Below are 25,792 nucleotides of genomic sequence, written 5' to 3' on the forward strand. Positions count from 1 at the left end.
AAAAGCCAGACTATTTTTCAATAATCTGGCTTTTTCTTTATCCTTGTTTTGTGTTTTCTGTTTAAAAACCTGAAGGTTTATTAATAGTTTGTGTAGAACCATTAGTCCCTCCTAAATCGGCATTCACATCACTGATATTATGTTTAGTGATAAGTCTTTTATAAGCCATCAGATAAAGGTCAACTGTAAAGTTGTTAAAAGTTCTGGATGGTCCTGTAGATATATTAGCGATAATTCTACTATCTGTAAATCTCGCCTTGATATGCCATGTTCCATTCTTTTTAAATGCTGCAACATCAGGAGATCCCTGCTTGTTATCATTAATCCCGTTATCACCGTAGTCAAGCATTACGTTTGTATTTCCATTATTCAGTTTGAAAGAATAATTATGTAATACTACAAGAAAATTATTAGCATCAATCTTTGTATCATAGTCTGTGATACCTTCTCCTGAAACACCAGTCAAAGTCAATTTTAAATAATTGAACAATCCACTACTTTCAAGATTCGGGTCATATAATTGCAAAGCATTTTCCGATGTCGCCAGGAAGCTACCTCCTGTCATTGTAGGTTCACCAGGGTTTCTAAGATATAAAGAATTGGTATGTGTTTTACCGTTTACGTCAAGTGTTTCCGTAGGCTTATCTGTTTTGATTCCTACTTTTCCGGTCTGGGCATTCAAAAATAATCCAAGACCCATCATCAGTGTAATATAAATTTTTCTTCCCATATTTTTTATTGCAGCCCTAGCGGCGTATTAGTTGATACTCCCGAAAATGAAGGTGCAGAAACTGAACCATTAAACGTACCCCAATCTTTAACCAAAGATTTTTCAAAAACATTTAAAGTTAGCGTCCATGTTCCGTTTTGTGCAGATACAGTACCTGCTCCTTTAAAACTTAAATTGATAGCCTGATAGTTTTTGCCATCCTTCACTACTTTGGTTACTTCTGTAGAATATGCTCCGTATAATCTTGAAGTATCAGTAGTAGTTGCAGAAACTGCGTTTGAAAAAACAGCACCTGTAATTGCTACAACATATTTATCAGCATCTAGTCCGGTATTAAGGTTAATTACTTCATCCTGTTTTACATTTTTCAAAACAACAGTATACATATTCACTGGTGCTACATTACGAAGGGTAATGTCTAATAGTTTAACTTTTCCTACTGGTGAGCTATCTTTTGAACGGGTAAGTAATAAATAGTTTCCCTTTGCAGTTGTGTTTTCAGTATCCACTAAATAAGACTCAACTAATGTTTCTCCTTCAACATCTAAAGTTCCTTTTGGGTTAGCTGTATTAATTCCAACCTGAGCTTTTAAGCCTAAAGAAGCAACAGCCACAAAGAATAATGCGGTAATTTTTTTCATTATGATATTATGTTTTTTTATTGAATTAAAGGAGCTGAAGCAGCACCTGTCGTAATAGCTTTCATATCTTGAGTAGAATTAACTTCTCTTGCATATGATCTATCATAGACCAATAAGTTAAGAGTCCATTCACCAGTTGGCAATGATGATGTTGGAGAGAAACCTTCATAATCTGCTTTCAGTCTCCATGTACCCCCCGAAGCATAAGCAAATATCTGAGGAACCGGAGTCAACCAGTCAGCAGTATTCGTTCTTATCGGTTGCGTAAATCCAAATGAAGAAATTACAACCAGGAACTTTTGAGAATTGATTTTAGTATCAAATTGATTTACCCAATCTTTATCTGTAGGATCACAAGCAATTTTAAACTGAATAATGTTAATAGGAGCCGGTGAATTTGGAACGAAAGAATCATTATAAGCTGTAATCTTGTTCTCCGGTGCCGGGGATTTGATAATGAAAGTATAGTTTTCACTAGCCCCCAGTTTTTCCATTGGTTTTTTGAAAACCATTCCTGAAGTTTTCATTGTCCCATTAACGGTAAGTTCTTTTTCAGGTTTTGCGGTATTGATACCAACTTGTGCACTCATGAATACTGCTGTACTCATTAAAAGAATCGTCGAAATAATTTTTGTCATTGTGTAGTGTGTTTAATTTTTAACGTTTCTCTTAAAAACACCATGGTTTAAATTTAAAACACAAGAATGTTCCGTACATGTGCTGAGCAATGTACCAAGTGAGAAAATAGAAAGTTTTATGGGTTAATCATCGAGTAAGTTGCAATAAGCATGCCATATGGAGTGAATGAAAATCCAAGAAAGCCCATGAACAAAGGAAAATATCATTTTATCTCAACCGTGTGATTAATAAATACCGTATAATCCCCTTGTAGAAGCACTACACTTTAGTTTAGTTTTTAAATTTTTAATAAAAAAATATTTGAAATTTTATTAAAAATAAAATAAACAGGTTAAAATATGCTTATTTTTTTTCAATAATTAATTAGTATAGAAAAATACACTTCCAAATCCTGTTAAATATATTGTATATCTATATTAGATTTGTTAAAATTAACGAATGATATGATCATTTAACCTGGATAAAACTTCGCTTTAGAAATAGAATAAACAGAGATGATTTTCCATCATCTTTAATGAAGTGATAAAGGTATTAATCTTGAAATGAAAAGAATTGTAAAAAAGATAAATATATAATTCTGAAATTGACTACCTAATTAAGAAAAAACATTACAAAAGAAAAAAGACCGCTTAGATAGCGGTCTTTTTATATTTTATAAGTATTGATTATACTTTTTCTACTTGCATGTAGCTCAATTCCATTGGAGTTTTTCTACCGAAGATTAATACAGAAACTTCAATTTTCTTTTTATCTTCAAGAATTTTCTCAACTGTACCATTGAATCCGTTGAAAGGACCATCGATCACTTTTACGTTTTCACCTACTACATATGGAATCTCAACATCGCTTGCGAATTCTGAAAGTTCATCCATTCTTCCAAGCATTCTGTTCACTTCTGATTTTCTCATTGGAACAGGATCTCCACCTTTTGTTAAACTTAAGAAAGAAATAACACCAGGGATGTTTTTGATAACGTGAGGAATTTCTCCCATCAGGTCAGCTTCAATCATCAAGTATCCAGGATAGTAAGGTCTTTCTTTAGGAACTTTTTTACCGTTTCTAATTTGAATTACCTTTTCCATAGGAATAACCACTTGAGTAACGTACTGTTCAAACCCTAAACGTTTGATTTCTGTCTCAATATAGTTTTTCACTTTATTTTCCTGTCCGCTGATAGCTTTCAGCACATACCATTTCAATTCGCTCATTTTGGGAAAATACTTTTATAATTAATTGAACAAGTTGATTAGCATTCCAATAATGTTGCTGATTGATTTAGAAAACAATTCATCAACTCCAAATGTAAATAATGCCAGAATCACTGTCGCAATAGTCACTACGATTGTAGAAGACTGAAGGTCAGCCCATTTCGGCCATTCAACTTTATGTCTGAATTCGTTATAAGAACCTTTTAAAAAATCGACAAATGAACTCATAATTTATATTTGCACGGGCACAAGGATTCGAACCCTGATCAACGGTTTTGGAGACCGGTATCCTACCATTGGACGATGCCCGTAGTTAAAAAGCTTCCGAGAGTTTCCTTTCGGAAGCTTAATTTATTTTAAGATGATTAGTCTAAGATTTCAGTAACCTGACCTGAACCAACTGTTCTACCACCTTCTCTGATCGCGAATCTAAGACCCTCGTTAAGAGCGATTGGTTGTAACAATTCTACAGTGATCTCTAAGTTATCACCAGGCATTACCATTTCTACACCTTCTGGTAAGAAGATCTCACCTGTAACGTCAGTAGTTCTTACGTAGAACTGAGGACGGTACTTGTTGTGGAATGGAGTGTGACGTCCACCTTCTTCTTTAGAAAGGATATAAACAGATGCTTTGAATTTCTTGTGAGGTTTCACAGAGTCTTTCTTAGCGATTACCATACCTCTCTTGATGTCAGTTTTTTCAATACCTCTCAACAATAGACCTACGTTATCACCAGCTTCACCTCTGTCTAGGATTTTTCTGAACATCTCAACTCCTGTAATAGTAGAAGTTAATTTTTCTTCACCCATACCAACGATATCAACTGGATCTCCAGTGTTGATAACACCAGCCTCGATTCTACCAGTTGCTACAGTACCTCTACCTGTAATAGAGAATACGTCTTCGATTGGCATCAAGAATGGCTTATCAGTATCTCTTACTGGCTCGTCGATCCACTCATCAACTGCATCCATAAGAGCTTCAACAGTTTTGAACCACTTATCTTCTGAGTCACCGTTAGTAGCTGCAGTAAGTGCTCCAAGAGCTGAACCTTGGATTACTGGAGAGTTATCTCCATCAAAGTCATAAGTAGCTAATAGATCTCTAAGTTCCATTTCAACAAGCTCTAACAATTCTGGATCATCCACCATGTCAACTTTGTTCATGAAAACAACGATCTTAGGTACGTTTACCTGACGGCAAAGTAGGATATGTTCTCTAGTTTGAGGCATTGGACCATCAGTTGCAGCACATACTACGATAGCTCCATCCATCTGAGCAGCACCAGTTACCATGTTCTTAACATAGTCGGCGTGACCTGGACAGTCAACGTGAGCATAGTGTCTTTTTACAGTTTCGTACTCGATGTGAGCAGTATTGATAGTGATCCCTCTTTCTTTTTCTTCTGGAGCAGAGTCAATTGAAGAGAAGTCTTTTTTCTCAGCAAGACCTTTGCTAGCTAATACAGCAGAAATAGCAGCTGTAAGAGTAGTTTTACCATGGTCAACGTGACCAATAGTACCAATGTTCAAGTGTGGTTTGTTACGATTAAACGTTTCCTTTGCCATGATTTAAAATTATTTATTTATTGTTTTTCAAATTTTCGGTGTGCAAATATAATGAATTTTTAAATACCAAAAACTTTTTATTCAAAAAACTTTCAATATTCTCATCCAATGAAGGACAAACCTTATATTTCGATGCATTGAGACTGCAAATTTACACATTTTTCCGGATTGAAAAAATCTTTATGAAACCTTTTACAGCCTGTTTTACAGAAAAGCCTGAAATACAGAATATTTCAGGCTTAATTAATATATAAAATGAAAGATAAATCAGGCTTGACTTAGCCTTTTAGTCCTGTTAAAGATCCAAAATATGATTGGAAAAATAAGCAGAGTAAGTACTGTAGCAGTTATAAGACCACCAATAATTACAATGGCTAAAGGCTTTTGAGATTCAGATCCGATTCCTGTGGATAAAGCTGCCGGCATCAATCCGATAGATGCCATCAGAGCGGTCATAATCACCGGTCTGGTTCTTGACTTCACTCCGTTGAGTATGGCTGTATCTATATCCATCCCATCTTTTACGTTCTGATGAAATTCTGTAATAAGAATTACTCCATTCTGTATACAGATCCCTAAAAGAGCGATCATCCCTACTCCCGCGGAAATTCCGAAGTTCATTCCTGTAACATGAAGGGCAATAATTCCTCCTATCAATGCAAAAGGAACATTTGCTAATACAAGAAGTGAGTCTTTCATATTCCCAAAAAGGATAAATAATAAGAAAAAGATCATCAGAATACTAACTGGAACAACCTGAGTCAACCTGTGTGAAGCACGCTGTTGGTTTTCAAACTGCCCTGTCCATCCTACTGAATAACCGTCCGGAAAGTCAATTGTCTCTACTTTTTTCTGGGCGTCGGCAATGGTACTTCCCAAATCTCTGTCTCGAATAGAGAATTTTATACCGATATATCTTTTAATATCATCTCGGTAAATAAATGCAGCTCCATTATCCTTAACGATATTACTGATCTCTTTTAAAGGAATTTTTGCTCCATCTTGAGTAGGAACCATTAATGAAGCAATATCATTCTCATTTCTTCTGTATTCTTCAGAATAACGAAGGCGGATTGGAAATTTTCTTTCACCATCAAACATTTCTGAAGCGGTTTTTCCTCCGAATGCCATTTCCAGGACAGCTTGTGCATCGGCAGGCATTACTCCATAAGCAGCCATTTTATCTCTGTCTAACACTACACTCACCTCAGGCTGACCTATATTTTTAATGATACCCGGATCTTTTACTCCGTCTACATCTTTAATTTTTGCCAATACTTCGTGAGCCAGTTTATCAAGAGTCTCCAAGTTATCACCGTATATTTTAATTCCATTTTCGGCTTTAAATCCTGCTACTGCTTCTGCTACGTTATCTGAAATAGGCTGGGAATAATTGAAAGTAATTCCCTGATAATTTCTTAGTTTATGATCTATTTCATTGATTAATTCATCGTAGGTTATTTTTCGTTTCCATTCTTCTCTTGGCTTAAGGTTTACCGCAAACTGTACAAAACCGAATCCATTCGGGTCTGTTCCGTCATTACTTCTACCAGTCTGTGCCAGAACATCAGTTACTTCAGAGAAACTCATAATATCTTTCTTGAGAAGGTTGGCTGTCTTCAATGATTCTTTTAATGATGAGCTCATCGGCATTTCAGCAGTGATCCAAAGGGAACCTTCGTTAAGCTGTGGTAAAAACTCTGTTCCAAGAAACTTCCCTGAAAATAATGTAACAGCTAAAAATGAAGTAGCTACAATCATACTCATTTTTTTATGCTTGAATGTAATATTGAAACCTTTTAGTACGATTCTATCCCAAAAATTCACAAACGGATTGTTCTTTTCTTTTACATTTTTATTTAAAAGGAGATGAGAAAGCACTGGAACAAGAGTTAATGTAAATATCAAAGCTCCTATCAATGCAAATCCTAAAGTAAATGCTAATGGTGAAAACATTTTACCTTCTACTTTCTGGAATGAGAAGATGGGAATCAAAGAGGTGATGATGATTAACTTTGAAAAGAAAATAGCTTTCCCTAATCCAGTTCCTGTTTGCTTGATCCAGCCGCCTTTTGCCAGTTTATTGAATTTCTCCATTCCATATTTATGGGCTTTATGGTCGAGCATTACAAAGAGTCCTTCGACCATGACGACGGCTCCATCAATGATGATCCCGAAGTCTACTGCTCCCAGAGAAAGGAGATTGGCACTCATTCCTGCAAGTTTTAGACATAGAAAAGCAAATAATAAGGATAGAGGAATGATGATAGAAACAATCAAGGTTGTTCTCCAGTCTGCCATAAAGATCAAAACGATTACCGTTACCAATACAATTCCTTCAATAAGGTTATGCATTACAGTATGAGTGGTAAAATCCATCAGGTTATCTCTGTCGTAGAAAGTCACCATTTTCACATCTTTCGGAAGGACTTTCTCATTCAGTTCTTTGATTTTTGCTTTTACTCCTACTAGAACTTCTCTTGGGTTTTCTCCTTTTCTCATCACGACAATTCCTTCTACGGTATCATCATGATTATTCAGGGCTGCCTGCCCTACTCTAGGCATTGAGCTTTCATGAACTTCTGCTACATTTTTAACTAAAACAGGGTTTCCGCTGTCATTCTGAATGGTAATATTTCCAATATCTGTAATAGATTTTACCAAACCTATACCTCTTACAACATACGCCTGTCCGTTCTTTTCAATAACGTCTCCCCCTACATTCAAATTACTCTTCGTAACGGCATCATAGACCTGAAGCGGTGTAAGATTATATTTATCTAATGCTCTAGGATCAATACTTAGCTCAAATACTTTATCCTGCCCGCCAAAAACGTTAATATCAGCAACTCCCGGAACCCCTCTTAAAGCACGATCTATCACCCAGTTTTGCAGGGTAAGCAGTTTACGGGAGTCTTTTGTTTTACTTTCCAGCGTATATCTGAAAATTTCCCCGGTTGGCCCGTAGGGTGGCTGTACTTCAGGATCTACCTCATCAGGAAGGTTAATGGTTCTTAATTGGTTATTGACCTGATTTCTGGCAAAAGTATCATCCACCCCATCGTCAAACAGAATTTTCACAATGGAAAGTCCAAACATTGTGGTACTTCTCACACTGGTTTTCTTCTGAACCGGGCTCATTGCCAATTCGATGGGTGTAGTGACAAAACGTTCTACTTCTTCTGCACTACGCCCGTTCCATTGGGTAATGATTACAATCTGGGTATTGGTTACATCTGGAAAAGCTTCAATTGGCATGTTCTTGAAACTTATAAAACCTGCAATGGCTAAAATAGCTACCCAGATAAAGGTAAATGCTTTATTCTTTAATGAAAAAGCGATTATATTTTTAATGAATTTATTCATGATAGATAAATTGATGACCTAAAAAAGTCGTTAAAAGAATTTATTTTAAATCATACAATTTTTAGCTGTTCAGGGAACGGTATATCAACAATTGATTATTCGTGATCACTTCTTCTCCTTCTTTAAGTCCATCGGCAATATAAGTAACATCGCCAACCTGCTTCTGAACTTTGATTTCTCTTACTTTCACATCTGTCCTTGACTTAAAAATTACAACAAAACTTTTATTATCATCAAAAATGACAGCTTTAGAAGGAACAGTAAGCATTGTATTACTTTCTAAGCTGGAAACCTTTATGGTTGCTTTACTATCAGGTATCAGTAAGCCATTAGCATTATCAAGTACTACTCTAGCCTGCATTGCATTGGTTTGTGGATCTATAATTTTAAAAATTTTATCAATTTTACCATCGAAAACTTTATCAGGATACGAAAGTGTGGAAACCTGCGCTCTCATTCCAAGGCTGATCTTATCTATATCCGATTCATTAACGTTCATAATTGCCCATACATTCGTAGTATTTGCCACATCAAAAATATTTTCACTTCTATCACTTCTCAGCTGCATATCTTTATTGATGCTTTTCTGAACAATATATCCGCTGATTGGTGCTACAACGCTATAGATATTTCCTTTATTTACATTATAAACCGTACTTACTGCTGTAGCACGCTGTAATTGATCTTCTGCTTTCTGTAGTTGACTTTTAGCTTCCAGAACATCTCTTTCGGTATTTAGCTTTCCTTCATAAAGTTCTTTAGCAACACGAAGATTATTCTTAGCGACAACCATATCTGTTTTTGCATCACTTACATCTTTTTGGATTTCTGCCAGCTCTGTACTTCTTATCGTCGCCAACACTTGTCCTTTTTTGACATAATCACCAAGTTCAACATTCACGCTCATTACATTTCCTCCTACCAATGGATAAACATCAATATAACTATTTTTATCTGCTGAAATTTTTCCGTAAAAGCTGTATTCATCTTCTATATTCTTTCTTTCAACCTTTGCTGTAGAAATGGAACTCAGCATAGTATTACTCAATTCAAACCCTTTTTTAGCCTGATTATTTTTTTCTTCCTCTTTTTTTGAACAGGCAATTAATGATAATGCCATCAAGACAGGGATAATATAATTTTTCATTGTTTAATAGAAGATTTTCGTTTGTACTAGTTGATTAAGTTGTTCAGCCGATTGCATGATCTCATTTTTCATATCATAGATCTGAAGCGCAGTTTCCCGGTAGCTGTCCATGAAGTCTGTAAATTCGATAAGGTTTACATTGCCTTTTCTGAAATTGGTCATCATTCCGTTATACACCAGATCCATATTCTGAAGATCTGTTGTTTTTATGTCAAGAAGCTGTTCGTATTGTGCTTTCCAGGTTTTATAAGCAGACTGAACTTTTGTTTCAAGAGTCAATTTTTGAAACTCTACTTTTTTCTGGTTTTGCTGAATTGCAAAATTGGCTTTCTCTACATTTCCTTGGTTTGCTCTCCACAGCGGTAAAGGAATTCCCAATGTTAAATTGGCTTCGTTATTAAAAGTTCCCCCAGCTTGATCCCATGCAGCTCCTACATTTAAATCCGGTACATTAAGAGATTTCTGCCATTGAGCATATAATTTGCTGTTGTCAACAAGTTTTAAATTATATCGATAATCTGCATTATTTTCCAATGCCTTAGCTTTAAGTTCTTCTTCATCTCCGAAAGGCTGTGCAGCAAGTGCTTCTTTGGCTTGGGATTCTGAGATTACAGGCTCAATATCTTCTGATATACCTGTCAAGACCTTTAAGTTCTGTTCAAATTCCAGAATATTTTTATTAATCTCAAGTTTATCATGATTCAACTGAATCACCAGACTTTGAAGCCTTACAGCATCTTTAAGAGATACATTTCCTTTTGCAGACTGTACCCGATAAGCACTTAAAAGGTCATTCATATACCCCAGTTGCTTATCTGTGTTTTCCAGTTTTAGTTTTTCGTAATAAAGATTGAAGTATGTGGTACGAAGCTGCGCTCTCAGATCAACCAAAAGTTGTGAAAACTGAAGTTGTGCCAATTCTTTGTTCGATTTTGCAAAGGCTATCTCATTTTTCTTTTTACCACCCATATAGATCAATTGGGTAATTCCTGCACCTTTTGAATGTCCTACATCAAAAAATTTCTTATCCTGAGGATTATAAGCATTGAATTGCCCACTCAGCTGAGGAAGTTCCCAGATTTTAGACTGCATAATATCTGCATCCGCCATATTAATATTGTATTGTTCGGCGAGCAGCTGGAGGTTGTTCTTCTGAAAAGCTTCTTCGCAATCCAAAAGAGACATTTGCTGTTGCGCTGCCATGAATGAGGAAACGGCCAGGCACAGCACTGCAATTCTGTTCATTATTTTTTTCTTTTATTTACAAAATTGATTCGATGTAATTAAAAGAAACTTAAAGGATGCTTAAAAAAATATTAAAAATGCCCTTAAATAAACTATTTACAGAATATCTGACACAGCCTGAAAATGTCTATTTTTCTCTAAGTATTGAATTTTACTTCTAAAATTTAATCACTGGTTTAACGAAATGACTTTATTATTTCTTCCAGAGTAGACGTTTTGAAATTTATTTTTTGAAAATAACAGTGAATTTGTTCATTAATTCTGTAGGAGAAGAATATATGATTTCTGCATCGTGATATTCCAGAATTCGTTTTACAATTCTAAGCCCTAAACCGGAACCTGAAATATTCTGAGCATTATTTCCTCTTGTAAAAGCTTCAAATAGTTTTGGCTGTTCTTCCTCCGAAATAGTATCACCGTTGGAAATCACTTCTACTGAAAGGCGATCACTTGTTTCTGTGATTAAAACACGAACCTGACTATTGTCTGAGTAAACAGCTGCATTTTTAAACAGGTTGATAAAAACAATCACTAATAATGATTGAATTCCAGGAATCGTCAGAAAAGCATTTTCAGAAGTATCTTCGGTAATCAGAAAATCAAGTTTAAGGTCCGGGTAGCTTTTTTCTACCGCTTCAAATGCTTCAAAAATTACTTCATCAATTCTCACCTCTTCATAAATACTCTGAATATTCTCCTTATCAAACTTTGTAAGAAGTAATAATGAATTGGTAAGATCGGATAATTGATAAACATCTCTCTGAATCTGCTGTAGAGAAGACAAGGTTTCTGGAGAGTGTTCTTCAAATTTAATAAGATTTTCCAACTGAAAAGCCATTCTCGTAATCGGAGTTCGGATCTCGTGTGAGGCACTGGCTGTAAAATCCTTTTGAGACTGAAATACATCATCAAGCCTTGAGATCATCGTATTAAATGATCTTGCAAGAACACTAATCTCATCACTGGAATTTTGAACCGGAATTTGCGTTGTAAGTTTATGAGCAGTAACTTCTGAAATCTCCTTGTTAAGATCTTCCAGCGGACGTAGAAACTTTTCTACAAAATAATAGCTGAAAAAACCAATAAGAAGTGTACTCATTGCATAAGACGCAATCAAAAGGTATTTAAGATAATCAAGTTTTGATTTACCATTGGTATCAAAAGCACTTGTAAGGATGTAATAATTTTCTCCATTAATATTTCTAAGAGCTGCATAGATTTCAGGAACTGTTTTTTCCGTATAGATAATTTTCTTTTTATCCAGCTCCTTCAACATGGCATTATCCCAGGTAACATTCCGGTCTTTAATCGTACTATAGATAAGCTCTTTCTGATCATTGAAAATTAAAATCTTTTCGTTCAAAAGAATATTATCTGAATTTTCATTGAAAAAAATGGGAGCTTCTTCTTCAAAATCTCTGGACTTTGATATAAAGTGAGTCGTGAATTCAAGCCGTTGCCTGAATCTTTCTTTAAACTCATCTCTTCTGAAATCATTAAAAGATAAATAAATAACAGCCATCACCATTCCAAAAAGCAATGAAAAGGCGATACTGATTGTTAAGGCTATCTTTCTTTTTAAAGACATTTTATCTATAATGGGCTTAGGTAATATCCGAAACCAGAACGTGTATGGATTAATTTTATTTTAAAATCTTTGTCGATTTTTTTCCTTAGAAAGTTGATATATACTTCTACCGTATTGGTATTGGTGTTAAAATTATGCTCCCAGACATGTTCTGTAATCTGTTGCTTAGAAACAGTTCTTCCTTGCGCTTCCGCCAGATAAACTAATAATTGAAACTCCTTTAAAGTAAGAGTAATTTCATTTCCCCCACGATATACTTTCTGCTCTGTTTTGTTAATGATCAGGTCATCAATTCGGATAATGTCCTGATCGGAATTATCTGAAGGCATTTTTCTTCTTAATAAAGAATTAATTCTTAGAAGCAATTCTTCAAATTGAAATGGTTTTACCAGGTAATCATCAGCAAGCCTTGTAAAGGCGTCTTTTTTATCTGAGATGTCTCCATAAGCTGAAATAATAATGATAGGGGTATTCTTATCAAAAGAACGAATGGTTTGGCAAACATCCAATCCATTTATTTTAGGAACATTAATGTCCAGTAAATAGAGATCATAAGTATTGTTCTTAATCTGGCGAAGAAAAGTTTCTCCGTCATAGATTTTATCACAGGTAAAATTGTTTGATTCTAAAAATCGGCAAAGCTCTGCAGAAAGAATGAGATCGTCTTCTAATAAAAGAATATTCATCAAAAATTATTTTACACGAATTTAGCGAAAATTTTCATGATGATTATGGATCAATGACAAAAGTTAAGAAGAATAGGAAAGTAAAGATTCCTCCATTAGGAAAATTCAGGATTTAGTTTTTATATTCTAGCGGTTTAAAGGCAAGACTCTTTTATTATTTTTTTAAACAGTTGTATAACTATTTTTCTTTACGAGCTCTTTATAATTCTAAAATCAGAATATTTATTGTGTGCTTGTTTAGTATAGTATTAATTTAGGAAGCTTCATTTTTTGAAAACTAGTATCTTCATCAATGAATAGTATTTCGAACTTTTAGGAAAAAAAAATCCCGAAGAAATTCGGGAGATTCGAGAGCCAACTACGGGACTTGAACCCGTGACCTCTTCCTTACCAAGGAAGCACTCTACCGCTGAGCTAAGTCGGCATCAATTAAAAAAATCACACTGAATAGCGTGATTTTTATTGAGCGGAAGACGGGGGTCGAACCCGCGACATTCAGCTTGGAAGGCTGACGCTCTACCAACTGAGCTACTTCCGCAATTTTGTTTCCAAAACTATTGGTAAACGCTTTGCAAAACTAAGAATTAATTTCTAATTCTGCAAACTTTTTTCTAATATAAAATATAGTGGGGAGAGCAGGATTCGAACCTACGAAGCCGAAGCAACTGAGTTACAGTCAGTCCCATTTAGCCACTCTGGAATCTCCCCAGATATTTTATATTAAATTGAGCCTCCAGAGGGATTCGAACCCACGACCCCGAGATTACAAATCACGTGCTCTGGCCAACTGAGCTATGGAGGCAATTTAACAATTAGACTGAAAGCGATTGAGAAACTCTACTCTACACATTTCAGTGTTAAAAAAACATCACCGATTAAAGTGATTTTATTGAGCGGAAGACGGGGGTCGAACCCGCGACATTCAGCTTGGAAGGCTGACGCTCTACCAACTGAGCTACTTCCGCAATTTTGTTTCCAAAACTATTGGTAAACGCTGTGCAAAACTAAGAATTATTTTTTAATCCTGCAAACTTTTTTTTAAAAAAAATATAGTGGGGAGAGCAGGATTCGAACCTACGAAGCCGAAGCAACTGAGTTACAGTCAGTCCCATTTAGCCACTCTGGAATCTCCCCAGATATTTTATATTAAATTGAGCTTCCAGAGGGATTCGAACCCACGACCCCGAGATTACAAATCACGTGCTCTGGCCAACTGAGCTATGGAAGCATTTAAATAACAAAGAATTCAAAAGAACGCTGTTCCCTTTTTGCGAGTGCAAATATAGAACGGTTTTTTTGAATTCTCAAATATTTTATAAACTTTTTTTTACTTTTTTTTCTATGCCATTTCTTTTTTCTTGATTAATAGCTTTTTAGCTGTATCAACACAAAGGTCCAAACTTTCTTCAAAACTTACAGAAGTCTTCTTTACTACGATATCGTCACCCGGAACCGCCAAAATAATCTCAGCTGTCTTATTAGCTTTATCAGCGTTATTTTCTACTTTTAGAAATACTTTACACTCTTGAATTTTATCATAGAATGTATCTAGCTTGCTTACTTTTTTCTCGATGTGTGATTCTAGTGGTTCGTGTGGAGTTAAACCAATTGATTGAACTGTGATCTTCATAATTCTTCTTTTTTTGACGCTCGAGGATGAGCTTGATTAAACACTTTTTTCAATTGTTCAATATTAGCATTCGTATAGACTTGAGTACTGGCAAGACTGGAATGCCCTAATATTTTTTTTACTTTGGAGATCTCCGCCCCATTATCCAATACGTGAGTAGCAAAGCTATGCCGAAGGATATGAGGACTTTTTTTTTCTTTCGTTGTAACAAGACTAAGATACTTATTAACTACCACATAAACAAATTTTTCGTTGAGTTTTTTCCCTTTCTTATTGACAAAGAAATATGATTTAAATTCTGTCTGTGGATTTCTTATTTCCAAGTAACTTTTAAGTAGTTCAGACAAATCATTGGAAATAGGAACTACCCTTTGTTTATTCCCTTTTCCTATGATCCTTAATTCATTTTCATTTAAATCTACATGTTCAAATACCAGACCACAAAGTTCTGCCTTACGCATTCCTGTTTGATAAAGTACCTCTATTATAGATTTTTCCAATATATCATCGATATGATCAAACACGTGCTCACTAAGATCCGTCATTTCTTCTTTAGACATAGGAATCTGTTTTTCAGCATAAAACTTTAAGGAAGAAATCCCTTCAGTAGGAGAAACTTTGATCTCACCAATTTTTAAAAGAAATAGATAAAAACTTCTAAGAGATGAAAGTTTCCTATTAATACTTCTTTTGGAAATATTATTCTCGCTTAATTCAACAATAAAGTTTCTGATTATTTTCTTGGTTGCCTTGGTTATATCTTCTGAAGATTCAGTTCGCATATAGAAATGGAAAAAGTCGTCAAGGTCTTTTTTATAGCTTGTAATAGTATGAGGAGAGTACCTCTTTTCGAACTGCAAATATTCTAAAAATTTATCCAGCATCGTTATAGTATAAAAACAAAAAATTCACTTCTCAAATATAAGAATTTAAGAAGTGAATTAATATGTGGTTAAGAAAAATCTTAAGCCTGCTCTTCCTTGCTAAGTGCTCTTTGTTTGTAAGCAGCTTTCAACTTAGATTGTCTCAAAGTTACAGAAGGCTTGATAAACGCTTGTCTAGATCTTAATTGACGAACTGTACCTGTTTTATCAAATTTTCTCTTGTATTTTTTTAAAGCTCTATCGATGGATTCACCATCTTTTACTGGAATTATTAACATATTTTACATCTCATTTTGGATTGCAAAACTAGGCATTTTTTCTTAGAACACAAAATATATTACGACAAAGAATTTCAAGCAACCATAAAAACTATATAAAAATATAGTATTGAAGGACATTAGCACAGAATAATAATTTTATCCACAATGAAGAAATAATCCTATTTATAGTCTTTTCTCTATTCATTTCTATTCAACTTTCTCATTAAAGTAAATGAGAGTAATGATATATAAACAAAAAGCTTTATCTTTGCATTCACTTTATTCATGGGGTTGACTGGTTTCGACAGCAAGACCAATGGGTAAGTAAGCATGCAGAGAACCGTAGCGCGATCTCTATAATCCCTTGCTACAAAATTTTAACTGGCAACGAAGAGTTCGCTCTTGCAGCTTAATATCGAAGTATAGTAGATCAAGCGTTTTCCCGAAGATTTCAGTAGGGAAGCAAGATATTCCACAAATGCTCTGTTCTGCGGCGTTTGATTCTGGGATATAGGAATGCGGAAATAAGGTTTCAAATGCTTCGGCTGAAACTCGAAAACTTTAGAAGATAAGCTGGAAGTTGGGTGTCTATCCTCTGCCTTCAGTCGAAAATTAATGGTAGAATAAGCATGTAGAAAGCTTATGTATTGCTTGTTTGGACGAGGGTTCGAATCCCTCCAACTCCACTATAAAAGAGAATTTGTATTATACACTTTCTCTTTTTTATTTTTGTGCCCGAAAATGTTCCCAGACTTTAATACAACTTTGCTACTACCCATAAAGAATGGATACAATTCATTTATAATAGTTAAAACTGTTTAACAAAACAAATATAAATATTTTAATTGCTATTTAATTCTAAAAAGGTAACTTTAGACAAAAACCATGTCAAATATTTATTGGCCGGTCTATAAGAATCTTGAAAGAGGAGTGTTAGACCTTAGCTACAGCATCCACATTGACGATACTCAATTAGCTGTTTATTCATCACAAATTTCCGACCTAATACTAAGAGCATCAGCAGAGATAGAATCCATTTCCAAAGAGCTATACAAGCAAAACGGTGGCATAAAAACAGAAAGAATTAAATATGATACAGACGCTCTTGTACATTTAAACGATTTGTGGAAGTTAGAATCCAAAATAGTTTTAATTAGTTCTACTAATTGCTTTCAAACCAATAAAGAATTAAAACCCTTTATACAAGATGAAGCAAGCACTATCCATGGAAGATTAACATATAGTTGGAATAACTCTTATCAAAATCTAAAACACGACAGAGCAAACTCCCTTAATTTTGGTAGTATAAAATATCTTTTTGATATTATGTCCGCTCTTTTTATATTAAATTTATACTATAAGAGCGAAAGTATCTTACTGTATGACGATACCAATGGATTAAATTTTCCAATTAGTCTTGGCTCTGATTTGTTTTCTATTAAACTCCATAAATGGGTTGGTCATGACGGAGAATTCAATTTTAAGAAAGAAAATGACTTCGATGAATGCCTCTATTATGTTCATTATACAGAGTCAACTTTTGAAGAAGTCAAAGCAGGGTCTGAAAAAGCTCAAGAAAAGTTTAAAAAATTAGTTGAAGAGCATCCAAAGTATATTGAATATATAACTACAAATCTCCACAATACTTATCAGGGAGATAACTTCGCTTATGATATACTTGGACAAGATGAACATTTCAAAATTACTATAGAATCACATAGAGAATACTTTGAAATATTAAGGAAAGCGAACTATGAGGCTATCATCAATAAACAAGACTTTTAACAGCTTTTTGCTAGATTTAAAATATTGTGCAGTAGTTGTTAGATAGAGCTACAATCCGTGGCTCTAATGACTTAGCTTAGGTACAATATAAAGCTATAAATTTATAGTATACTCGTAAATCTTGTCTACCATTTTCTTAATACCTTCTTCAATTTTATCATTGTCAACACGAACCTCAAAAGCATTTTCATTGTAATTTGCCCTCAAAACTATATAAGTATCATTATTTTCTATTAATATAGTGATTTTAATACCATTTGGTACATTGTTATATCCATATTTTTTAAAGTCACTATAACCCAAGAGATATTCCGTAGATTCTATTGAACTAAACAATGTATTGTCAAGATTAATTGTCTTTTTATTACTGTTTTTATCGATAATTGTTGTAACTGTAATTAATTCCAAATGTTTCTGTTGAATATTATCTACCTTTTTGATTTTAGTAACAATTTTAGATGAAACCTCTTTATTGTTTAAGCCCAAGTTACTATATTTCTCACCTACAGAACCCTTAACTTTTAAATTATAATTGTTATTCTCTACAATTCTTAACACTGGCTCAAAGATTTGATTTCTTTCTTCATCTGTATAGTTATTCAAAATTGTTGCTAGCTCCGTATTGGTAATATCATTATCCAAAACAATTTTTTTATAATTATCACCAACATTATCAGCCCATTCCTTAACCTCTTTAAATTCAATATTGGATTTCATTAACTTATCCGTTGATAAGCCAATTTCAAAACTACCAAAATTTAAATCTACCATCCTTAAATCAGTATCAGCAAAAACAGATTTTAATACTTTATTTCTTTTGTTGTCTTCTGGTATTATACTATTAAATTTCTTCTCAAAATCAATTGTCACAAAGTGTTTAAAGGATGTTGATAAGTTGGTTAACAAAGTGTTTGTTAGCTCTCTTAATCCTATTGTATCCCCATACTTTCTATCATTCGTAGAAAACTTTAAATAAAAAGCATTTTTTCTTAAATCATGTAAATAAAGCTTTCTGTTATAGTCGTTAATCATTTCATAATAAAATGAATTTTCTAATGGCTCATACTCAAGGAAAGAATTAGTTTCTGGTAAGTAATCCTCAGATAAACTTTCACATAAAATAGATTGTGTATTTATAACCGTCCCTTCATAGTCTTGCTCAAGTATCAAGAGGATATTATTACCTTTTATAATTTCACGCAACGAAATTGATTTGGTTAAATATTTTAAGATGGTATCTGTATCTATTTCAAAGAATAGAAAGACATCATAATCTTCGATGCTATCAACAAGATACAGAAAATAGTCTTTTTCATTTAGCTTTAAATGAGAAAGTATTGGTTCATCTAAATAGATTATATCTTCTACTTTCTCAAATGCTGATAAATCAAAGTATGAATTAGTTTTCATCTTCTATAATTTGGAAGTTTGTAATTAAATCAAAACTACTTTTGGGATAAAAAGTGTAATGATGTTTTTTATTGCCTGACTGATGTTTGACACCATCTTCATCTTTCACTTTACATAAAGCAATTGCATTATATTTTTTTCTAATATTCTTAGATAAATTATTAAGCTCTTGAATTGCTGAATCTTTGCTATTAAATGTTGATAACCCCCACGCTAAGCAGTTGTTAGCATGCTTTGGTCTAACTCCATTAGGCACAAAGGATTCTATAAGATTATCCTTATGAACCCATCTAAATAGAGTAAGTTCACCCTTCTGACCATCAATCGGACAATTTTCTATTTTATTTATATGTTCTTGGTGTAGCAAATCCATTTACAAATCTAATATGTTTAAATTAGCCAGCAACAAATATACACTATTCATAATCTTGAACTACATAGTTTTTAATAACCTATGACAAGTCAAATTACAGTATAAATCTATTACTTTATTAGCCCTTCAATTTACAAACTATCCTTCTTATGGAAATACGGGAAACCATAATCAAATCATCTTATGCCTTGGCAATCCAATTTCTTGCTCTTGTGGATATGGCTTTCTATATGTTAAACTAATATCTTCCTTAATGTTAGTTTAAACTATTTGAGCCATTCTTGGGTCTGGAATAAAGGGCATTTTTGCCATTTTTTTAATGGTTACTGTAGGGAAATGAAAATCAACCCCAACAGTTCCTAGCAATAAATAACAGCCACCTCCTTGAAATGGATATTTTTCACTACAATCAGCAAAATGAGCAGTATCAAAGTATTCCCCTTCAGCATCAATCCAAGTACCGAAAAACATAGTTCCTCTATGAGATTGAATGGAAAGACATTCGAGAGATTTGGGAGTTTGCAGGAAGCATCAACACAAAAGAGCTAGAAACTCCCAGCAATGATATTGATGAAATAAAAAAATGCTTGAAACTTTAAGAGCTGATATTATTAATATTAAAACTAAATATAGTTAAATCAATCTTGTAAACATGTCTACTTTATTTATGTAACCAAATAATATTTCTATCTCCAAATCTTTAGAATCATATCTACTTTTCATTTCTGTAATAATCTCATTTATACCCTCCATCATTACTACTGGTCCAGTAACCACCACTATCAATAATTTTTTATAAGCAAGAAGTCTAGCATGTTGAACTGAACTACTCAACATCCTTGTCAATCTTTTTCTCAAGTATGAATCAAGCCTAGTGACGTATAAAATTTCAACGCCACTCTCTTTACCATCATCATCACTTAATATAATATCTGGAAATCCACTTTCATTGGACATTACATAGGAACCCGCATTGTTCTCTAATAACCACATTTTAACTTTCTGCTCAATATCACTATGAGTTTGATGATTATTAACTATATCATTTAAAACAATTTCATGAAGATTCTGTTCTTGTTCTTCAATTTCAAGTTCTTTTACTACATCATCATTTGCTCCAAAAAGACCTAGGAGTTCAGAAAGTTTAATTATGTTAAAAGACTTATTGGGAGCTTTAGTTCTAAATTCTGTAATTAGTTCAAATCTAGGATATAAAGCTTGACCTTCGCTTTGATAAAACCAATCTTTTTTCTCATCACCTGAAACGAATACAACATCTTTATTATATTCCTCTGCTAAATGTAAGATGGTATACCAAATTAACAAATCACCTATACCCTTATCTCCTTTGTTCTCGTCTTCAAATCCTGGAGGTATTTTATGGTCATATCTAAATTTTAGCTGAGCCTCTATTTCGGCTTCATTAATCTCTATATCAACCACAACATTTTCTTTAAATAAGGATTTGTAAACTTGGCTAACTGGGTCATCCCAAGACCAGTTTCTTACATGTTCTATTATTGCTCCTATTTTTTGTTTATACTCTTTTATCTGTTTATCAATTTCCTTTTCTTGGTTTATTAGTTCATCATACTCCGGTAGCCCATTAAGCAAAGGGAATTTACCATCGTATAGATTTTGTGTCTTACTACGCTTTCTAGTTAATTTTGAGAATAGTTCTTTTAGTTTTTCAGGTCTCGTTTTTGCAAACTCTCGTGCAACTTGACCAGGAACAAACAATCTCTTTTCTTTAATTATTTGAGTATATACCTTCTTTATTTCATCAACACTTTCAGAGCTAGTAGTATATGGTAAGACTAAAGCATTTGTATCAAGGACGAATAAGCATTTGGATTTAACCAAAGAAACGGGTGAACCTGACAATGAAAAAATATCGCTTGCTTTTGGAAAAAGTTTATTGTTTATAAAGATGTCCTTGTTAGCCATGGTAATTAGTAATTATAGTTAATAATAGAGCTAAAGATACCTATAAAATAAGAAAACACAAAATGTAGATAACCTGCCCACCTATACAGATTACATCGCCCCCTATAAATTTCGATTTAGGTTATCCCCCCGACAAAAAAAGACAAAAAAAAGCTATATAAAACACTATCTCTCAAAGTTGTTTTAATTTTAGACTAAAGTCTAAATGTGACACATTAAAGGTTCATTAAAACCGATGATATAAAAGGTTTAAAATGTATCAAAAATACCTACTTTAAATTTGGTACAATAAAAAAGATTTTGTATATTTACTTTAAATAAAAAAGCCTAGTAATATTGGCGTATCACTAGGCATATCAATAAATTTTAACTCTTACTTAAAATTATCGACTATGGCAAATTTACAAAATTGTCTCGACAATTGTGCCATTTACTGTGGCACTTATGCAAAGTACAACAACGGAAGCTTGTTTGGAAAATGGCTCAATCTTTCAGATTATTCAGATTATGAAGAACTTTACCAAGCTATGAAAGAGCTTCACGGCGATGAGGAAGAACCGGAATTCATGTTTCAGGATTATGAATTCCCAAAATTCTTTATCAATCAGGGGGTTAATAAGTGAAAGTCACATTTCAAGTGACATCTATGAGATTGCTGAGAAAATCAACGATTCGGGCTTAGAATTTGAAATCATTGAAGCCTACGTAGATTGTATTGGTAACTATTTTAAAGATACAGAGGAGCTTTTAGATAGGGTTTTGGATTCTTATTATGGTGAATTTACTTCAGATGAAGACTTTACACAGGAAATGTTAGAACAAGATGGTAGCATTCCAGAAAATCTTCCTTCTTACATCTTCATAGACTGGCAAAAAACAGCATATAATTTCATGTTTGACTATTCATGCTCAAACGGACATTATTTCAGAAATTAACTATAACCTTGCACCCTGTTATCAGGGTGCTTTATACGATAATCAAATGAAAGCAAGATATATCAGGGTTTCTACTGGAAACCAGAATACAGCGAGGCAATTACATAAAAGCCACCCCAATGAGAAGCTTTACATTGACATTATTAGTGGAGCTACACCATTCAGTCAACGACCGGAGGGGAAAAAGATGCTTGAAGACATAGAAGCTGGTTTAATAGATTATATTTCGGTGCATGCTATTGACAGACTAGGAAGAAACCTATTTGATATTTTAGCTACTTTAGAGTTTCTAAATGAAAAGAAAATAATTTTAGAAGTCGATAATTTAGGGTTGAAAAGCCTAGTTAATAATAAGCCTAATTCAGCTTTTAAACTAATTATATCAGTAATGGCTAATATAGCTGAAATGGAAAGGAATTCACTCCTAGAAAGGCAACAAGAGGGCATAAAACTAGCTATAGCACGAGGCGTGTACAAAGGAAGAACTAAAGGCTCGAAGGAAACAGATGAACAGGTTTTAGATAAATATAAAGAAGTCGTTAAATATCTAAAAAAAGGACAATCTTTGAGAGATATAGCAAAACTGTGCAAAGTTAGTTTAGGAACTGTTCAAAAAGTTAAGAAAATTATAAATCAATAATTCATACTATGATTTTTATAGACACACCTGAAAAGGTAAATAATTTTATTATCTCTAAAATAAACTTTCAGGATAATGAAATCGAACTTAATAAAAAATATTACATATTAATAGAGGATGAACCTTTTGAGGTAGATTCTGAGGATTATGATTGTTCGGATATAAATTATAAACAGTTTCTATCTCAGCCTGATATTAATTTCATAATTCAAAAGTATGAAACCTTATTAGTTTCAGAAATAGAATACTATCAGCAGGATTTCATTACAACTGTTGCCAATAACTTTAGAGCCTATAATACAGAACTGAGCCAAAAGAAGTACTATGAAAACACAATCTTATCTCTAAAGAACTGTATTTCTCGATTTACAGAAAAGTTAGATGGTAAAGATGATTTCAATATTCCTTTAAATAAGATTCAGAGAATTACTATTACTAACATAAATGATGCACACACAGGAATTATACGTATGCTTAATGATGAATATGATAAGTACATCAATCCCACTATTAAAGTTGATAACCTTAGAACTATATTTGGTTTAGACCTACACTTTATTACAAAGCTACATACTGAGCTTAAAGCATATGAATTATTGAGCACCTCTATTTCTAATGATTCATTTTTTGAGATATTAAATATTAATTACAGAGGTGAAGATAAAATAATCCTAAAACTAAACAACTTGAACGAGTTTTACTATTTAGTAAGGTATTTAAAAGAAAAGTTTTCAAGTAAACATATGGATTTCTACCAGCAAATTTCAGATAGGTTTTTAGTTGATACAAACGAGAAAACTAAAATACATCTAAAACCCAAAAAGATATCCGGAGGAATCAGTGATTTAAATAACCAAGTTACAAGTCGTGAAGTTTCAAAGAGCTCAGAAATCAAAAATGTAGTTATAAACTTAGGATAAAAGAACACAATCCCCCAAAACCACTATAAAACCACTGTAAATCAGACAAATAAATTCAACCAAACAAAGATATTCCCTCAATAATCCCCCAAAATCCAGTGTATTCTTGTATTTGAAAATCAATAAAATACAAGATTATGTTCAGAACTTATAAAAATGTAAAAACAACCTATTCAACGACCCAATTTTCAGACCTTCAGGAAGTGATTAACTATATCAAAGATGGTTCAAGACCTGAAGTAGAAAAAATTAAAAAACTAAGAACTTTAGAGAAAGGAACTAATGAATTTGATAAAATAAAAGAGCTTCAGCTACCATGTGTTCTCTGGAATTTTACCACCAACGGTAAACGTAGAACAGAAGACATAATCCAGTCTACAGGCTACATTTATTTCGATATTGATGATAATTTAGACTTTAAATTCAATCCAGAATACTTCACAGCTCATTGGAGGAGTGTAAGTAATACGGGTTACGGGTGTATTGTTAAGGTTTCGGGAGTTAATTCAAGTAATTTTAAAGAGGCTTTTAAGCATATAGCAGAGCTTTTGTCTATTCCATTTGACCCGAAAGTAAATAGCATTAGTAGGGTTAATATTCTTTCATATGACCCAGATATATGCTATAATGAGTATGCACAGACTATAAAATGTAGTTTTCTGTCTACTGATGACATTGCAGATATTAATACAGAAAATCACCAATCCAGTAGTAACTTTAGAGAATTTTATAGTTATAACCGGAATGGTGAAAATGTTTCAATCAGGTATGATAATCTGGAAGAAAGGAAATCCCAGATTTCAATAAACTATGATGAAAGAGGGGTTTGTGATTTAAAAGATAATAAGCTGCTTTATTCCAGAGCAATAATTCCTAAAAACATCAATAATGGTAGAAGAAATACTATATTATCTAATATAGGAATAATGATTATTGCTTTAAATCCTGAATTATCTGATGGTGGATTTATTGAGTTTATAAGGAAAGTAAACCAAACTTGTTGCAGACCTTCAATGTCAGATAGTAATATAATGTCTATTTGCAAGAGTATTTTAGACAAAAGAGAAATATGGAAGCTTATTCCCAACCAGAAAAAAAGGTTTTTTTTTGACCCTTTAATGGAGCTTACAGCAACTCTAAAACAAAGCCTTGCCAGAATCTATGTAAATAAATATAGAGGAGAGTTAAAAAAACAGTCAATAAGTGATTCTTTTGCTGGTCTGCTTAGTGAAGGTAGAAAATTTAAGATTAAAGATATACAGGAAGAGACAAAGGCTTCCCCCACAACCATTGCTAAATACCTTCCTGAAATACTAATGGAACAATACGGAGGTGATATTGACCACATGCAGCCATTTTTCAATGCTAAAAAACAAATTCAAAAGTTATTGGCTACTGCTGCTTAGGAATGCTCAAGTTGTACAGGAATTGTACTGTTGTTAGATTCCAGTATTAGAAATACCCATGAAAAAGGTTCTATCATACTGAAACAACACAAAAGCTATTTTACAAGAAATAGAATTGAAACATTCAGTTTGATTTAATACCTTTGTCCTACTTCAACGAAAAAAAGAGAAAACTTTTGCAATTGTAATACGAATCGGCAAAATTCAAATTTGACACAAAATGCAAACAGTTTAGCTCCTTGCCATATAATGGTGAGGGCTTTCCTGTTATGTGTCAAAGCTTTGCCGAGCTTGTATTACTAACACGGATAAGTGCCTCACTTTTTTTGTTGTTTATATCTCAGATTATGAACAATAAAATTCGATTTATATGAAACATTTATTTCTTATAGCTTTAGTAGCTATTTCTTTTGTTAACTGCTCTGGTAACGATGATGATTCAACACCACAGCAAAACAATCCTGTAACAACTCAGTACTTCCATCCCCCTCTTTTCATCCAAGGAAGCTGGAAAATCTCTAATACGTCAACAAGTTATTTCAAATTCACCAATGATGATTTTATTCTGGTAACACCTTACACCAGTTACAAGGCAGTTTTAACTCAGACAGCAGCTATGGGGCAACCTGCTAAAGTAGTAGAACAGACCTCAGACTATTACTATGAGTTTACAATAACAGCAGGTGCTTCCTCCGGGCAATACAAATTCAAGAAAATCAGTGATACAAAGATTCAATGGGTTGGTAGTACTCCTTTCTTTTTGGATAAAGAATAAACAAC

General features: G+C 33.4%; 24 protein-coding genes, 8 tRNA genes, 1 other RNA gene and 1 pseudogene. 8 read left to right on the forward strand and 26 right to left on the reverse strand.

The window, feature by feature from the left end:
• Positions 1 to 61: 61 nt before the first annotated feature.
• The 22 genes from BW983_RS08700 to rpsU form a co-directional block, all read right to left on the reverse strand.
• A complete protein-coding gene (locus BW983_RS08700) occupies positions 62 to 730 on the reverse strand; it encodes a hypothetical protein (RefSeq protein WP_076551593.1) in 669 nt (222 codons plus the stop codon).
• A 5-nt stretch (positions 731 to 735) separates the two neighbouring features.
• Positions 736 to 1,371: a hypothetical protein gene (locus tag BW983_RS08705; RefSeq protein ID WP_076551594.1), complete on the reverse strand. Its 636-nt coding sequence runs from the start codon at positions 1,369 to 1,371 to the stop codon at positions 736 to 738.
• Positions 1,372 to 1,388: 17 nt separating this feature from the next.
• Positions 1,389 to 2,009: a hypothetical protein gene (locus tag BW983_RS08710; RefSeq protein WP_076551595.1), complete on the reverse strand. Its 621-nt coding sequence runs from the start codon at positions 2,007 to 2,009 to the stop codon at positions 1,389 to 1,391.
• A 666-nt stretch (positions 2,010 to 2,675) separates the two neighbouring features.
• Complete coding sequence (gene nusG / locus BW983_RS08715) at positions 2,676 to 3,218, reverse strand: transcription termination/antitermination protein NusG (protein ID WP_002976412.1); 543 nt, start codon at positions 3,216 to 3,218, stop codon at positions 2,676 to 2,678.
• 21 nt (positions 3,219 to 3,239) lie between these two features.
• Complete coding sequence (gene secE / locus BW983_RS08720) at positions 3,240 to 3,446, reverse strand: preprotein translocase subunit SecE (RefSeq protein ID WP_045501119.1); 207 nt, start codon at positions 3,444 to 3,446, stop codon at positions 3,240 to 3,242.
• A gap of 12 nt (positions 3,447 to 3,458) precedes the next feature.
• A tRNA-Trp gene (locus BW983_RS08725) sits at positions 3,459 to 3,529 on the reverse strand.
• A 54-nt stretch (positions 3,530 to 3,583) separates the two neighbouring features.
• Complete coding sequence (tuf, locus tag BW983_RS08730; RefSeq protein ID WP_045501120.1) at positions 3,584 to 4,789, reverse strand: elongation factor Tu; 1,206 nt, start codon at positions 4,787 to 4,789, stop codon at positions 3,584 to 3,586.
• Between the two features lie 267 nt (positions 4,790 to 5,056).
• The gene (locus tag BW983_RS08740; protein ID WP_076551597.1) at positions 5,057 to 8,155 is read right to left on the reverse strand and encodes an efflux RND transporter permease subunit; all 3,099 of its coding nucleotides are present in this window, start codon (positions 8,153 to 8,155) and stop codon (positions 5,057 to 5,059) included.
• A 61-nt stretch (positions 8,156 to 8,216) separates the two neighbouring features.
• Positions 8,217 to 9,302, reverse strand: a complete 1,086-nt coding sequence (locus tag BW983_RS08745; protein WP_076551598.1) for an efflux RND transporter periplasmic adaptor subunit — start codon at positions 9,300 to 9,302, stop codon at positions 8,217 to 8,219.
• Between the two features lie 3 nt (positions 9,303 to 9,305).
• Positions 9,306 to 10,547 (reverse strand): TolC family protein, encoded by a 1,242-nt coding sequence (locus BW983_RS08750; RefSeq protein ID WP_084184392.1) that lies wholly within the window; start codon positions 10,545 to 10,547, stop codon positions 9,306 to 9,308.
• 223 nt (positions 10,548 to 10,770) lie between these two features.
• Positions 10,771 to 12,135 (reverse strand): ATP-binding protein, encoded by a 1,365-nt coding sequence (locus BW983_RS08755; protein ID WP_076551599.1) that lies wholly within the window; start codon positions 12,133 to 12,135, stop codon positions 10,771 to 10,773.
• 5 nt (positions 12,136 to 12,140) lie between these two features.
• Positions 12,141 to 12,821 (reverse strand): response regulator transcription factor, encoded by a 681-nt coding sequence (locus tag BW983_RS08760; RefSeq protein WP_076551600.1) that lies wholly within the window; start codon positions 12,819 to 12,821, stop codon positions 12,141 to 12,143.
• A 352-nt stretch (positions 12,822 to 13,173) separates the two neighbouring features.
• Positions 13,174 to 13,245 (reverse strand) — tRNA-Thr (locus BW983_RS08765).
• 41 nt (positions 13,246 to 13,286) lie between these two features.
• A tRNA-Gly gene (locus BW983_RS08770) sits at positions 13,287 to 13,359 on the reverse strand.
• Between the two features lie 89 nt (positions 13,360 to 13,448).
• A tRNA-Tyr gene (locus BW983_RS08775) sits at positions 13,449 to 13,529 on the reverse strand.
• A gap of 20 nt (positions 13,530 to 13,549) precedes the next feature.
• Positions 13,550 to 13,623 (reverse strand) — tRNA-Thr (locus tag BW983_RS08780).
• Between the two features lie 90 nt (positions 13,624 to 13,713).
• Positions 13,714 to 13,786 (reverse strand) — tRNA-Gly (locus tag BW983_RS08785).
• An 88-nt stretch (positions 13,787 to 13,874) separates the two neighbouring features.
• A tRNA-Tyr gene (locus BW983_RS08790) sits at positions 13,875 to 13,955 on the reverse strand.
• Positions 13,956 to 13,975: 20 nt separating this feature from the next.
• Positions 13,976 to 14,049: transfer RNA gene (locus BW983_RS08795), tRNA-Thr, on the reverse strand.
• 111 nt (positions 14,050 to 14,160) lie between these two features.
• Positions 14,161 to 14,451: an HPF/RaiA family ribosome-associated protein gene (locus BW983_RS08800; protein ID WP_076551601.1), complete on the reverse strand. Its 291-nt coding sequence runs from the start codon at positions 14,449 to 14,451 to the stop codon at positions 14,161 to 14,163.
• Positions 14,448 to 15,335: a tyrosine-type recombinase/integrase gene (locus tag BW983_RS08805; RefSeq protein ID WP_076551602.1), complete on the reverse strand. Its 888-nt coding sequence runs from the start codon at positions 15,333 to 15,335 to the stop codon at positions 14,448 to 14,450. The genes BW983_RS08800 and BW983_RS08805 overlap by 4 nt, the downstream gene beginning before the upstream one ends.
• Positions 15,336 to 15,415: 80 nt before the next feature.
• Positions 15,416 to 15,613: a 30S ribosomal protein S21 gene (gene rpsU / locus BW983_RS08810; protein WP_045501128.1), complete on the reverse strand. Its 198-nt coding sequence runs from the start codon at positions 15,611 to 15,613 to the stop codon at positions 15,416 to 15,418.
• A gap of 269 nt (positions 15,614 to 15,882) precedes the next feature.
• Here rpsU and ssrA point away from each other — a divergent pair.
• Positions 15,883 to 16,284: a transfer-messenger RNA gene (gene ssrA, locus BW983_RS08815) on the forward strand.
• A gap of 196 nt (positions 16,285 to 16,480) precedes the next feature.
• Positions 16,481 to 17,380, forward strand: coding sequence for a hypothetical protein (locus BW983_RS08820; protein WP_076551603.1), 900 nt, complete (start codon positions 16,481 to 16,483; stop codon positions 17,378 to 17,380).
• A 93-nt stretch (positions 17,381 to 17,473) separates the two neighbouring features.
• On the opposite strand, the gene BW983_RS08825 is transcribed toward BW983_RS08820, so the two are convergent.
• The 4 genes and pseudogenes from BW983_RS08825 to BW983_RS08840 form a co-directional block, all read right to left on the reverse strand.
• Positions 17,474 to 18,790 (reverse strand): hypothetical protein, encoded by a 1,317-nt coding sequence (locus tag BW983_RS08825; RefSeq protein WP_076551604.1) that lies wholly within the window; start codon positions 18,788 to 18,790, stop codon positions 17,474 to 17,476.
• Positions 18,780 to 19,163, reverse strand: coding sequence for a hypothetical protein (locus BW983_RS08830; protein ID WP_076551605.1), 384 nt, complete (start codon positions 19,161 to 19,163; stop codon positions 18,780 to 18,782). The genes BW983_RS08825 and BW983_RS08830 overlap by 11 nt, the downstream gene beginning before the upstream one ends.
• Before the next feature lie 171 nt (positions 19,164 to 19,334).
• Positions 19,335 to 19,655: pseudogene (locus tag BW983_RS08835) on the reverse strand (DNA polymerase III subunit alpha); the annotation flags it as partial.
• 141 nt (positions 19,656 to 19,796) lie between these two features.
• Positions 19,797 to 21,110, reverse strand: a complete 1,314-nt coding sequence (locus BW983_RS08840) for a PIN domain-containing protein (RefSeq protein WP_076551607.1) — start codon at positions 21,108 to 21,110, stop codon at positions 19,797 to 19,799.
• A gap of 392 nt (positions 21,111 to 21,502) precedes the next feature.
• Here BW983_RS08840 and BW983_RS24495 point away from each other — a divergent pair, with 392 nt between their 5' ends.
• From BW983_RS24495 to BW983_RS08865, 6 genes are all read left to right on the forward strand, one after another.
• Complete coding sequence (locus BW983_RS24495) at positions 21,503 to 21,733, forward strand: antirestriction protein ArdA (protein ID WP_262484588.1); 231 nt, start codon at positions 21,503 to 21,505, stop codon at positions 21,731 to 21,733.
• Positions 21,690 to 22,046: an antirestriction protein ArdA gene (locus BW983_RS08845; RefSeq protein ID WP_262484589.1), complete on the forward strand. Its 357-nt coding sequence runs from the start codon at positions 21,690 to 21,692 to the stop codon at positions 22,044 to 22,046. Before BW983_RS24495 ends, BW983_RS08845 begins: the two co-directional genes overlap by 44 nt.
• A gap of 46 nt (positions 22,047 to 22,092) precedes the next feature.
• Positions 22,093 to 22,686: a recombinase family protein gene (locus tag BW983_RS08850; protein WP_076551778.1), complete on the forward strand. Its 594-nt coding sequence runs from the start codon at positions 22,093 to 22,095 to the stop codon at positions 22,684 to 22,686.
• 8 nt (positions 22,687 to 22,694) lie between these two features.
• Entirely contained in the window at positions 22,695 to 23,606 is a 912-nt protein-coding gene (locus BW983_RS08855; protein WP_076551608.1) for a hypothetical protein, read from the forward strand.
• Positions 23,607 to 23,743: 137 nt separating this feature from the next.
• Complete coding sequence (locus BW983_RS08860; RefSeq protein ID WP_076551609.1) at positions 23,744 to 25,012, forward strand: BT4734/BF3469 family protein; 1,269 nt, start codon at positions 23,744 to 23,746, stop codon at positions 25,010 to 25,012.
• 370 nt (positions 25,013 to 25,382) lie between these two features.
• A complete protein-coding gene (locus BW983_RS08865; RefSeq protein WP_076551610.1) occupies positions 25,383 to 25,787 on the forward strand; it encodes a hypothetical protein in 405 nt (134 codons plus the stop codon).
• Positions 25,788 to 25,792: the final 5 nt, after the last annotated feature.

It is taken from the genome of Chryseobacterium ureilyticum, assembly GCF_900156735.1.
Lineage (GTDB): Bacteria > Bacteroidota > Bacteroidia > Flavobacteriales > Weeksellaceae > Chryseobacterium > Chryseobacterium ureilyticum.